Annotated in this window: 11 protein-coding genes; 6 read left to right on the top strand and 5 right to left on the bottom strand. The window is 62.6% G+C overall.

The window, feature by feature from the left end; genetic code table 11:
- Positions 1 to 50 precede the first annotated feature (50 nt).
- Genes QEG70_RS00465 through QEG70_RS00450 form a run of 4 tightly spaced genes read right to left on the bottom strand, consistent with a single transcriptional unit; the run spans position 51 to position 3,074 of the window.
- Positions 51 to 512, bottom strand: a complete 462-nt coding sequence (locus QEG70_RS00465; RefSeq protein WP_308718830.1) for an acetyl-CoA carboxylase biotin carboxyl carrier protein — start codon at positions 510 to 512, stop codon at positions 51 to 53.
- Complete coding sequence (accC, locus tag QEG70_RS00460) at positions 509 to 1,876, bottom strand: acetyl-CoA carboxylase biotin carboxylase subunit (RefSeq protein WP_308718829.1); 1,368 nt, start codon at positions 1,874 to 1,876, stop codon at positions 509 to 511. The genes QEG70_RS00465 and accC overlap by 4 nt, the downstream gene beginning before the upstream one ends.
- The gene (locus tag QEG70_RS00455; protein WP_308718828.1) at positions 1,873 to 2,313 is read right to left on the bottom strand and encodes an acetyl-CoA carboxylase biotin carboxyl carrier protein; all 441 of its coding nucleotides are present in this window, start codon (positions 2,311 to 2,313) and stop codon (positions 1,873 to 1,875) included. Before QEG70_RS00455 ends, accC begins: the two co-directional genes overlap by 4 nt.
- Positions 2,314 to 2,318: 5 nt before the next feature.
- Positions 2,319 to 3,074 carry an SDR family oxidoreductase gene (locus tag QEG70_RS00450; RefSeq protein ID WP_061271822.1) on the bottom strand — a complete coding sequence of 252 codons (756 nt, stop codon included), beginning with the start codon at positions 3,072 to 3,074 and terminating at the stop codon, positions 2,319 to 2,321.
- A gap of 378 nt (positions 3,075 to 3,452) precedes the next feature.
- Here QEG70_RS00450 and pxpB point away from each other — a divergent pair, with 378 nt between their 5' ends.
- The 6 genes from pxpB (at position 3,453) to QEG70_RS00420 (ending at position 9,623) form a co-directional block, all read left to right on the top strand.
- Positions 3,453 to 4,085: a 5-oxoprolinase subunit PxpB gene (gene pxpB / locus QEG70_RS00445; RefSeq protein WP_308719416.1), complete on the top strand. Its 633-nt coding sequence runs from the start codon at positions 3,453 to 3,455 to the stop codon at positions 4,083 to 4,085.
- Entirely contained in the window at positions 4,082 to 5,092 is a 1,011-nt protein-coding gene (locus tag QEG70_RS00440) for a 5-oxoprolinase subunit C family protein (protein ID WP_308718827.1), read from the top strand. The genes pxpB and QEG70_RS00440 overlap by 4 nt, the downstream gene beginning before the upstream one ends.
- Positions 5,089 to 5,850 carry a LamB/YcsF family protein gene (locus QEG70_RS00435; RefSeq protein WP_308718826.1) on the top strand — a complete coding sequence of 254 codons (762 nt, stop codon included), beginning with the start codon at positions 5,089 to 5,091 and terminating at the stop codon, positions 5,848 to 5,850. Before QEG70_RS00440 ends, QEG70_RS00435 begins: the two co-directional genes overlap by 4 nt.
- 175 nt (positions 5,851 to 6,025) lie before the next feature.
- Entirely contained in the window at positions 6,026 to 6,958 is a 933-nt protein-coding gene (locus tag QEG70_RS00430) for a DMT family transporter (protein WP_308718825.1), read from the top strand.
- Positions 6,959 to 7,041: 83 nt separating this feature from the next.
- Complete coding sequence (locus tag QEG70_RS00425; protein ID WP_308719415.1) at positions 7,042 to 8,280, top strand: MFS transporter; 1,239 nt, start codon at positions 7,042 to 7,044, stop codon at positions 8,278 to 8,280.
- A gap of 140 nt (positions 8,281 to 8,420) precedes the next feature.
- Positions 8,421 to 9,623 carry a pyridoxal phosphate-dependent aminotransferase gene (locus tag QEG70_RS00420; RefSeq protein WP_308718824.1) on the top strand — a complete coding sequence of 401 codons (1,203 nt, stop codon included), beginning with the start codon at positions 8,421 to 8,423 and terminating at the stop codon, positions 9,621 to 9,623.
- Positions 9,624 to 9,691: 68 nt separating this feature from the next.
- Here the strand turns inward: QEG70_RS00420 and QEG70_RS00415 are convergent, their stop codons facing one another.
- The gene (locus QEG70_RS00415; RefSeq protein ID WP_308718823.1) at positions 9,692 to 11,941 is read right to left on the bottom strand and encodes an EAL domain-containing protein; all 2,250 of its coding nucleotides are present in this window, start codon (positions 11,939 to 11,941) and stop codon (positions 9,692 to 9,694) included.
- Positions 11,942 to 11,969 lie beyond the last annotated feature (28 nt).

Here is an 11,969-nt window from a genome sequence, read left to right as displayed (position 1 = left end):
AAACACGGCGAATACAATGTGCGAACCGCCGCGATACCCGGCCTGGCGTATCAGTCCGGCTGGATCTGCATGATCGCGGTGCCATATCCGACCAGTGCACCGGCCTGCCCCGTCACCTCGGCAACCGTGCCCGCTACCGGTGCGGGAACGGGCACCTGCAGGCTGTCCAGCGTAAGGAGCGCTACAGTATCACCCTGCGCCACCTTTGCGCCCACCGGGGCAAAAGCACTGTCGCGCTGCGGATGGGTCAGGCACAGATGCCCAAAATACGGTGTTTTCACCGCCACCAGTCCGGCCCCGGCATCCGGCTGCGATACTGCCGGGGCATGGGAAGTGGCTGCCGCAGGTGCAGCCTGCCCTACGCGGATCCGCAGTTTCAGCCCCGCCGCCTCATTGCACAGTTCCAGGCTTTCAAGCCCTGCCTGCGCCAGCCATGTTGCCATCTGGCCAATCTGTTCAGGCTCTGGCAGCCGATCAAAATGGGGCACCAGCGTTTCGGACCGGTTGCTCATGAGGCCGTCCTTTTTGCAAGCCAGCGTTCAAGGTAATGGATATCCACCCCGCCACGCGCAAATGCGGGGTCGGCCAGCAGGTCCTGATGCAGGGCGATGTTGGTTGACACCCCTTCCACCTTCATTTCCGCCAGTGCCACGCGCATGCGCGCAATCGCCTGCTCACGGGTGGCGCCATAACTGATAATCTTGCCGATCAGCGAGTCATAATAAGGCTGCACCGTGTAGCCCGCCACGACATGCGTATCGACCCGGATGCCCGGGCCACCAGGCAGGTCCCAGCGCGTGATGGTGCCGGGCGAAGGCATGAAGGTGAACGGATCCTCGGCATTGAGGCGGCATTCAATGGCATGGCCCCGCAGCCCGATATCCGCCTGCGCGATGCCAAGCTTTGCCCCCTGGGCAATGCGCAACTGCTCGGCCACGATGTCGATGCCCGTTGTCTCTTCCGTAATCGGGTGCTCGACCTGCACGCGGGTATTCATCTCGATAAAGGCGAACACGCCGTCTTCATACAGGAACTCGAACGTGCCCGCGCCACGGTAGCCGATACGCCTGCACGCTTCAGCGCAACGTTCGCCAATTTCGGCAATGGTCTCGGGCAATATGCCGGGGGCGGATGCTTCCTCCAGCACTTTCTGGTGGCGGCGCTGCAGCGAGCAGTCACGCGCGCCCAGCCACAGTGCTGTGCCGTGCGTATCACACAGAACCTGAATTTCGATATGGCGCGGCTTCTGCATGAAGCGCTCAAGATACAGCGTCGGGTTACCAAAGGCCTGCTCGGCCTCCTTGGCGGTCAGCGTTACGGCCTGCGCCAGGTCCTCCACGCGCTCGACCACACGCATCCCGCGCCCGCCGCCGCCGCCTGATGCCTTGACGATGACCGGAAAGCCGACATCGAGCGCAATGGCCTTCACGGCATCCATATCGGCAGGCAGCGGCCCGTCCGAGCCGGGCACGCAGGGCACGCCCGCCTCGCGCATGGCGCGCTTGGCGGTAATCTTGTCGCCCATCATGCGGATGGAAGCCCCAGTCGGGCCGATGAAGGTCAGGCCCGCCTCTTCCACCGCGTCGGCAAAATCAGCATTTTCCGATAGGAAGCCGTAGCCGGGGTGAATGGCCTGCGCCCCGGTCAGCCGGGCTGCGAGCAGCAGCCCGTTGGGGTCGAGATAGCTGCGGGCCGCAGCGGCAGGGCCAATGCACAGGGCCACGTCAGCCTCGTGCACATGGCGGCTGTCGGCATCGGCTTCGGAATACACGGCCACCGTCTCCAGCCCGAGCTGGCGGCAGGCGCGCTGGATGCGCAGTGCAATCTCGCCGCGATTGGCGATCAGCACGCGGTTGAAACGTGGGGTCTCACTCATGCCAGCCGGAACAGGGGGGTGCCTGCCTCCACTTCGGTGCCGTCTTCCACCAGCACGGCGGCAATCCTGCCAGCCTGTGTGGCACGGACGGCGTTGAACACCTTCATCGCCTCGACCAGCCCCACTTCCTGCCCGGCCTGCACGTCCTGCCCCACCGTAACAAACGGCGGCGCTCCCGGCGCGGGCGAGAGATGGAACACGCCGTAGGACGGGGCGGCAATGACCGCCTCCTCCACCACAGGCGCTACGGCTGGCGCTGCCACCGCCGCTACGGGCGCATGAGCCGCCACGGCGGCCGGGGCGGATGGCGCAACCTCAGGCTGCGCGCCGCCGCCACGGGTGATGCGGATACGGCAGCCGCCCTCCTCGACCTCCAGCTCCGTAACCGGAGCCGTGGCCAGCAGGTCGATCAGCCGCCTGACATGCGTGAGATCCACTGTTCTTACGCCGCGCCGGATGTCTTTTTGGCGAAGTTCAGGCCGCCCACGACCTGCATGGTCGGCAGCACTTCCATGAAGCTGACATTCATGCGCTGCGGCGACATGACGGCGAAGGCGACGGAATTGGCGATATCCTCGGGCAGCAGGGACTCATATTCATCAAAGAAACGCTTCTTCGCCTCTTCCATGTTGCCGATCAGGCGGCCGAACACCTCGGTTTCGCAACGCGCGGGCGAGACTTCGGTCACGCGGATGCGGTGGCCGAACAGGTCGCAGCGCAGCTGCTGCGAGAGCGAATGCACGCCCGCCTTGGTGGCATGATAGACCGTGTTGCCGCCAGCAAAGGCATAATGGCCTGCAATGGAGGTGATGTTGACGATATGGCCACGATCACGCTCGATCATGCCTGCCACCACCAGCCGGGTCAGTTGCAGCACCGCGCGCAGGTTCACATCCACCAGCGCATCGATATCCTCGGGCGTGGTGTTGGTGATGTTGCCCGTGCGCGACTGCCCGGCATTGTTGACCAGGATGTCGATCTCGAGCGTCTTGACCAGCGCCTCGATCCCGGCCTGGTCAGATACACTGACGGCATGCACGACGCAGCCGGTTTCCTTCGACAGCTGCTCCAGCCGGGCCGCGTCACGCGCCAGGGCATGAACCTCGATCCCTTCCTGCGCCAGGCGGCGCACGATCTGCGCGCCAATGCCAGAAGAAGCGCCAGTGACGAGGGCGGTACGGTACGGCTGGTTGCTCATGGTAAGAAAACCCGATCGTGGACAGAGAAACTAACACCACCCGGCCCCACAACGGATACCGGATGCTCAGCTATTGATTTTTATGCTAACGACCACGGACAACAAGTGCCAAGAGCACTTCGTTCTCACGCCATAACATAATATGATGGCCCGGCTATCATGCTGAGCCATAAGATTATTCAATAGCCTCACAACCATAATCGCACTGGCCATCGTTACGTGAACGGTCATACTCTTGCATCTGGCACTTCATGCCACGAAACCTATATTGTTACGGTTCAGGCTCAATAACCGGCGCCGTTGCAGGGACTGTGTATTTTGAACACGGATATAAAGAACGATGTGGCGCGCGATACGACTGCGGCGCCTGCCATAAACATGATCGGCACGCGCGCCATGCTGTTCGAGGCGCCCGGTGATTTCACCATGGCCCACCAGCGCCGGGTCTGGGCGTTGATGGATGCGGCACAGGCGCGGCCCGACGTGCTCGAACTCATTCCCGGCGTGACCAACCTCATGCTGATCTTTTCCGCCCCGCCCGAGCGCCCGCAGGCCGTGGCGGAGTGGCTGTGCCATGCCTGGAACACCCTGCCCGAGCGGCATATCGAGGGGCATCTGTTCGAGATCGGCGTGCGCTATGGCGGCGCGCTGGGCGAGGATCTTGAAGCGGTCTGCGCCCATTCGGGCCTGTCCGCGCAGGATGTCATTTCCATCCATCACGGCAGCGAATACACGGTCTGCGCCATTGGCAGCGCGCCGGGCTTTGGCTACCTGCATGGGCTTGACCCCCGCATCGCAACGCCGCGCAAGACCGTGCCGTCGCTGAACATGCAGGCCGGGACCGTCATCATTGGCGGCATGCAGGCGGGCATTTCCGCGCTGACGGGGCCGAACGGCTGGAATTCCATCGGGTTTACCGACCTGCGCCTGTTCGACCCCCACAAACAGCCCCCCGCCCTGTTTGCCGTTGGCGATCGCATCCGCTTTTACCCCGAAAGCATCGAACTGTGATTACGATCCTTGAAACATCGGCCCTGAACACGGTGCAGGATCTCGGCCGCCCCGGCTACCGCAACCTGGGCGTGGGCACGTCGGGTGCCATGGACGCGCTTGCGCTTCAGGTCGGCAACATCCTGCTGGGCAACCAGATCGATGATGCCTGCATCGAACTGCAGACCTATCCCTTCGTGCTGCGCTTTGACGCCCCCGCCACCTTTGCGGTGACGGGCATCGACGCCCTGATCGAACTTGATGGCCGCACGGTCCTGCCCTGGATGGTCGAGACGGCGGCTGCGGGACAGGTGCTGCGCATCGGGCCGCCCAAGGCGGGCGCGCGCGGCTATATCTGCCTTGCAGGCGGCATTGAGGTGCCGGTCGTTCTGGGCTCGCGCAGCACCCAGCTCCGTGGCAGCTTTGGCGGGCTGGACGGTCGCCCGCTGGAAGCAGGCGACACGCTCGGCACCACGGGCACGACACTGGATATAGCGGGCTACGGCGCCCTGCCCCCCGCTTCGGCGCTCGATGCCGTGGCTGAAGCGCAGGACAGCAAGGTCATTCACCTGCGCGCCCTGCCCGCAACCGACTACGCCCTGTTCACGCCCGAAGCCCAGAAGCGGCTGTGGGAAACCGCATGGCGCATCACGCCACAGAGCAACCGCGTCGGCTACCGCCTGTCGGGCACCCCGCTTGAACTGCGCCACCGGGTTGAACTGCGCTCCTATGGCGTGATTGCGGGCCTCGTGCAGGTTCCACCCGCGGGCGAGCCGATCGTGCAACTGGCTGATGCCAATACCGTGGGTGGCTATCCGCGCATCGCCACCGTGATCGAAGCCGATCTGTGGCGGCTGGCGCAGGCGCGCATCGGCATGCGCATCCGTTTGCATGAATGCAGCTTTGCCGAAGGCGTTGCCGCCATGCAGCCAGTCAATGCCTATCTTGACGACCTGCGCACGCTGGTTGCCCGTTACCGCTCATCCGCCCGCTGCCGCGCTGGCATGAAATCTGGAGCCAAGGCATGAAGATCGACCTCAATTCCGACATGGGCGAAGGTTTTGGCCGCTGGCGCATCGCTGATGATGACGGGCTGATGGACACCGTCTCGTCAGCCAACATCGCCTGTGGTTTCCATGCCGGTGACTACGCCATCATGGACCGCACCGTGCGGCTGGCGAAGGAAAAGGGCGTGGGCATTGGCGCCCATCCCGGCCTGCCCGACCTGATGGGCTTTGGCCGCCGCACCATGGCCGTATCCGACGCGGATATGGAATCCATGATGTGCTACCAGATCGGCGCGCTGCAGGGCATCGCCGCCCGCCACGGCCACCGGGTCACGCATGTCAGCTACCATGCCGCTTTTGGCAACATGGCCAATGCGGATGAGGGCCTTGCCCTGCGCCTGACCCGCGCCATCGCGGCTCTTGACCGCAACCTGAGCGTGTTCTGCATGCCCGGCCAGGCGACCGAACGCGCTGCCGAGAAGGCCGGCCTGCGGGCCCAGACCCTGTTCCTGGCTGATCGTGCCTATACCACAGCCGGCACGCTGGTGCCGCGTGGGCAGCCGGGTGCTGTCATCCATGACCTGGCGGGCGTGCGTGCGCGCGTGAAGCAGTTCCTGGATGACGGATCGGTCACGACCATTGACGGCGCGCGCCTGCCGGTCAGGGCGCAGTCCATTCTGGTGCACAGCGACACACCCGGATCGCTGGAACTCGCCCGCGCCATCCGCGCGGAAATCGAGGCGAGTGGCGGCGTGCTGACCCCCGCCTGCCAGCTTTAGGCAGCGGGGCCGCCCGCTACCCATAAGAATTTTCTATCGCACCGCAACGAACGCCTATGACCCGGAATCCGCCTCCTGCGTTACGGTGTCGTAACATGAAGCACGTGGGGGCATCTGGCAGCATTGATCGATGAAGCGCGCCGCCATCCCTGTCGTGCATTGAGGTACGGATAAAATGAAGCATGACCTGAAACGTGGTGCCCTTCTTCTGGCATCGGCAACATTTTTCACCGCTGCCCTCAATGCCCTGCAGAAACTGACCGGCTCCACGCTTCCTGCGCTCGAGATCATTTTCTTCCGGAACCTGTTTTCGCTGCCCTTCGTGCTGCTGATTGCCTCGCGCTCGGGCATTGTCCTGAAAACACGTCATTTTGGCGGTCATGTCCTGCGCTCGGTCGTGGGGCTGATCAGCATGATCATGGTCGTGATCACCGTGACCCGCCTGCCGCTGGCCGAACAGCAGGTGCTGTCCTACACGCAGCCGCTGTTCCTCGTCCTGCTCTCGATCCCGCTGCTGCATGAACGGCCCTCGCTCCAGCGCTGGGTTGCGGTCTCGATCGGGTTTTCGGGCGTGATCGTGGTGGCCCTTGGCAAGGGGCTGCTGCATGGCCACGGCGCAACAGGCGCTGCCGTGCCGAGCTGGGCGTATTTCGTGGCCCTGGCGCAGGGGGCTGTCGGCGCGCTGACCACCATGCAGATCCGCCAGCTTTCGGCTACGGAATCCAGCACCACCATCGCCCTGTGGCAGGCCATCCTTATGACCGTCATGACCGCGCTGCCGCTACCCTTCATCTGGACCACGCCCGGCCTGACCGAAGCGGGCTGCCTTGTTGCCGTGGGCGCCTTCGCCGGTATCGCGCAGGTGCTCCAGACCGAGGCGTTCGCCTCGGCGCAGGTCTCCGCCATTGGCCCGTTTGCCTATTCCGGGCTGCTCTGGGCCGCGCTGATCGGGTGGTTCGGGTTTGGCGAGATACCCGGCATCGCCATGGCCATTGGCGGGCTGCTGATCATTGGCTCCGGCGTGTGGATGCTGCGCAGCGACTGCCCGGCCAGGCAGAAAGTGGTGGCGGAAGGCACGATGGATGCGGCCACCGGCACCCCGCCCTGATCGCGGCACGCCACCGCCGCACGTCCCCTCCCCTCCCGTAATTCATGGCACACCAGGAGTCCTACAGCGTGACAACAGGTGAAATGACCACCGACGCCCGGAGCAGGCGCGCAATTCCTGCCCGCTACGTGTTCTTCTTTCTTGTCTTCCTGATGTACGCCATCAGCTATGGCGACCGCGCGGCGCTCTCCATCGCCCTGCCCACGATGGGCAAGGAGTTTTCGCTGACACCGGTGCAGATGGGCTGGGTCTCGTCGAGTTTCCTGTGGTCGTATTTCCTGCTCAACCTGCCCTCGACCATCGTGCTCGACATGGTTGGCGCGCGCACGATTGGCAGCCTTGCCGTGGGCGTATGGTCATTTGCCATGCTGCTTGGCGGCATGGCGCAGAACATTACCCAGTTCCTGATGACCCGCGTGCTGCTTGGCGTGGGTGAGGCGCCGACCTTTGGCGTGGGGGCCACGGTGGTGCGCAACTGGGCGCAGCCGCGCGAACGCGGATCGGTCATGACCATGCTGCTCACGGGCATGCAGCTTGGCCTGGCGGGCGGCACGATTGCGGGGGCATACCTGATCACATTCTTCGGTTGGCGGTGCGAGTTCATGGCGCTTGGCGCCATAGGCATCGGCTGGGCGCTGGTGTGGTGGCTGGTGTACCGCAACCCGAAGGAAAAGCCCGATGCCGCCCCGCGCAGGCCGATTGCCGTGCGCGAGATCAGGAACCTGTTCCGCTCATCCTCCTTTCTGGGGATACTGGCAGTGCAGTGCACCCAGAACTACCTGAACTTTCTGGTCATGTCATGGATGCCGCTGTACCTGATCCATGAACTGCACATCAACACGACCGGCACGGGCAACAGCACGGCCCTGTGTTATCTGGCCGCAGCCATTGGCGCGGTGGTTATCGGGCGCATTCTCGAACATCTGGTCTTTCGCAGGGGCATTCATCCGCCCAACCGGCGTTTTGTTGTTGCAACCTGCCTGCTCGGTGCCGCCACGATCGGGCTGCTGCCGCATTTTCACACCATGATGCCCATCCTGCTGGTGCTGTCTGGTGCGCTGGCCTGCCTGATGGCGGCCAATGGCGCCAATACCGCGCTGCTGACCGACATGGTGGAAGACGGCAGCAAAATGGGCGCCGTAACAGGTGTCACCCTGACATGCAGCAACTCGCTGGGGCTGCTCTCGCCCATCCTGACCGGGTACATCGTGTCATGGACCGGCAGTTTTGACATGGCATGGTACATGTGCGCTGCCGCCCTGCTCGTTGCAGCCGGGCTGTCACTCGCCATGGTGCGCAACCCCATCCGGATGGACGGGTGAGGAAAACACGCGGGCCTTCATAGGATTGTTGTATGGGGCCATGCGGTTTTCACCGCTATCTAATCTGTAGCGAAACGATCTACGATCGCTATGAACATCTAATATGCTGTTGCATTGAGTGAAATTGGAGAACGTGTCTGATGCCCGGGTTTGCTGATCGACTGAATGGAATTGGGATTTCGGCTTCCGCCGCGATGACCGACAAGGCATCGGCACTGAAGGCTGAAGGGGTGAAGATCATCAGCCTGTCATCGGGCGAGCCGGACTTTCCCACGCCCACACATGTGGTGGATGCAGCCTTTGCCGCAGCCCGCGCGGGCGATACCAAATACCCGCCGCAGGACGGCAAGCCCGCGCTGAAAAAAGCGGTCCAGGCCAAGTTCCAGCGTGAAAATAACCTTGATTACGCCCTGAACGAAATTCTGGTGGCCAACGGCGCCAAGCAGATCATCTATGATGCCATGATGGCGACGATCAACCCCGGTGACGAGGTGGTCCTGCCCACGCCGAGCTGGATCAGCTATGCTGATATCGCCCGCCTTGCCGGGGCCTCCATCGTGTCCGTGCCCTGCCCTGCCGAAGGCGGCTTCCGCCTCTCGGCCGCGGCCCTTGAGGCGGCCATTACACCCAAGACCAAGTGGCTGGTGCTCAACTTCCCCGGCAACCCGACCGGCGCGTGCTGCCCGCGCGCGGACATGGAAGCCATTGCCGCCGTGCTGATGAAGCATCCGCAGGTCTGGATCATGACCGATGATATCTACGAGCACCTGATCTATGACGGCTTCACCTTCTGCACCATCGCCGAGGTCGAGCCGCGCCTGAAGGACCGGGTGCTGACCGTCAATGGCGTGTCAAAGGCCTATGCCATGACGGGCTGGCGCGTTGGCTATTGCGGTGGCCCGCGCGCGCTGATCGCTGCCATGAACAACATGCAGGGCCAGTCCACAAGCGGCATCAACACGCTGGCGCAGGCGGCTGCGGTCGCGGCGCTGAACGGCCCGCAGGACTTCCTCAAGGACCGCGCTGCCGAATACCAGGCCCGGCGCGACCTGGTGGTTTCCCTGCTCAATGCCATTCCCGGCGTGCAGTGCCATACGCCGCAGGGCGCGTTCTATGTCTATCCCGACATCAGTGGCTGCATGGGCAAGACTTCGGCCGGTGGCCGCCTGATTGCAACCGATGCCGATTTTGTCATGGCCCTGCTTGAAGAGCAGCAGGTTGCCTCCGTGCAGGGCGCTGCCTACGGCATGAGCCCGTTCTTCCGCATTTCCTACGCCACCGACACGGATACCCTGCGCGAAGGCTGCCGCCGGATCGCAGCCTTTGTGGACGGACTGAAGTAAGATTTGCTCCAGACCAGAGGCACGCCACCATAAAGCTGTGGCGTGCCCCTTCCGCTCAGGCCGTATGGTTATTTCTTTTCAGCCTGACCGGATGCTGACTGTTCCCCGCACGCCCTGCGCATTGCAGGCATGATCTTGCGGGGCTGCCTGAACCATGTTTCCAGATCTTTTGGCGCCATGGGCTTGGCAAACAGATAGCCCTGCATGACATCACAGTGCAGGCTTTCCAGAAGCGCGTATTGTGCTTCCGTCTCCACCCCTTCTGTCACGACGGTCATGCCCAGGCGGTTGCCGATGCCAATCACGGCCGTTGTCACCGCCTGCGCATTGGCGTCATGCTCAAGGTTCATGATGAAGCTGCGGTCAATCTTGATTTCCGTCAGCGGCAGGCGGGTCAGCCGCGACAGCGATGAGTAGCCCGTGCCAAAATCATCCATGGACAGGCCAACATCCAGGGCACGAATGGCGTGTAATACGTCCATCGTATCCTTGTTTTCATCCATCATCACGCTTTCGGTAATTTCCACCGTAAGGCGCGCCGGGGCAATGCCGAAGCGGGTCAGCAGGTTCGAGATCATTTCGGGCAACTGACGTTTGCGGAAATGCCCGGCCGACAGGTTGACCGATACCGCCGGGATCATGACCCCATCGCGGTCCCATGCCACGATCTGGCGGCAGGCTTCTTCGAGGCACCACGCGCCGATCGCCTCGATCTGCCCGGTATCCTCGGCCACCGCAATGAACCGGGAGGGGAAGATATTGCCCAGATGCGGATGATGCCAGCGCGACAGGGCCTCCACGCCATAGAGCGCGCCCGTCTTGGCCTCGATCTGCGGCTGGTAATGCAGGTTGAGCAATCCCTTCGCCAGTGAATCACGCAGGGCGGAGCCAAGGACAAGGCGGTCCTGTGCCGCGGCATGGTCTTCTGGCGTCGCGACGCGGAACGTGCCGCGGGCATCTTTCTTGGCAAGGCGCATCGCGGCTTCAGCATGGCCGATCAGGGATTCACTGTCCGGCCCGTTTTCAGGGAACATGCTGATTCCGGCACTGATCGATGCCGTGATGAAGTTGCCACCAATCTCGATGGGGTCTTCCATGCCCTTGATCAGTCGCTCGGCAAATGCCGTGGCAGGAACAGCCTGTGTATCGGGCAATATGATGACAAACTCATCCCCGCCCGCGCGGCTGAGGATGTAATGGCTCCGGCACAGGCTCTTGATCCGCGCCGCCACGGCCTTGAGGAAGTCATCGCCATTGCTGTGCCCGAGCGCATCGTTGATATCGCGAAAGCGGTCGAGGTTGAGCATCAGCACGGCGAAATGATTGTCACCCGGTTTGCCAACAAGGTTCCTGAGAATTTTATGGATGGCGGTCCGGTTCAGGAAGCCGGTCAGCGGGTCGTAATTGGCCAGTTGGGAAATATGGTGACGCGCTTCATACTGCTCGATCAGCACACTGCAGAAGGGAACGCAGCCCGCCACGATTTTCTGTGGCCAGTCGCTGATTGTGCTGGTGTTGCGTGAAAACAGCGCGAATATGCCCGATATCTTGCCATTGCTGGCCTTGATTGCAGAGGCCCAGCAATCATGCAGGCCCAGCGATACGCCAAGCGAGCGGTAACTTTCCCATACAACGGTCGCCGCCTCGTCAAGGTCATTGGACAGGGCCATGATGTCCGCATCGGAAAGTGTTACGTTTTCGAGTGCCGCGGCATAGCGCCGTGGCAGGCCGGGGCCTGACAGGACATGAAGCCGGTGGTCCTCATCGATCAGGACAAGGATGGCGACCGTATTGGGAATGAAGTTTTCCACCTCCCGGCACACAAGGTCAGCCACATCTTGGATCTGCATATCGGTTGAGAGGGACTGGAACACCGTATTCTGCAGGTCCAGCAGTTTCTTGCGATGGTTTTCTTCCGTTACCGCCTTGATGGAGGCAAGATAGTACGTGCTGCCTTTCGGGCCGACCTTGCTTGAAGAGAGCGTCAGTTCCCCGGTGATGTAGTCACCGTGCCTGTTCTCGAAGATGATTTCGCGCGATGTGCCAACGGTGGCGTCGAGACCCGTCGCGCGGCGGCCGGCGTCAGGGGCATCGTGTTCATGGCGGGCAAAATCGGGGATCAGCATCCGCACGTTCTGGCCACGCACTTCATCCTGCGCGTAACCCCAGAGTTTTTCCGCCCCTTTATTGAAAAAGAGGACGTCATTGCGGTCGTCAGTCACGATGATCGCTTCGGTCGCGTCAATCAGCAGAGCCAGGGCGGCATCACCCGACAATACAGGCTTCGGGGAGGACGAGGTAAGGAGCAACTTGTTCATGATGATAGGCCACGGTTCACAATTTGAC

It is taken from the genome of Komagataeibacter xylinus (genome assembly GCF_031081985.1).
Lineage (GTDB): Bacteria > Pseudomonadota > Alphaproteobacteria > Acetobacterales > Acetobacteraceae > Komagataeibacter > Komagataeibacter xylinus_E.
Note: the sequence above shows the minus strand (reverse complement) of the source record. Positions and strands in the feature narration are given on the sequence as shown.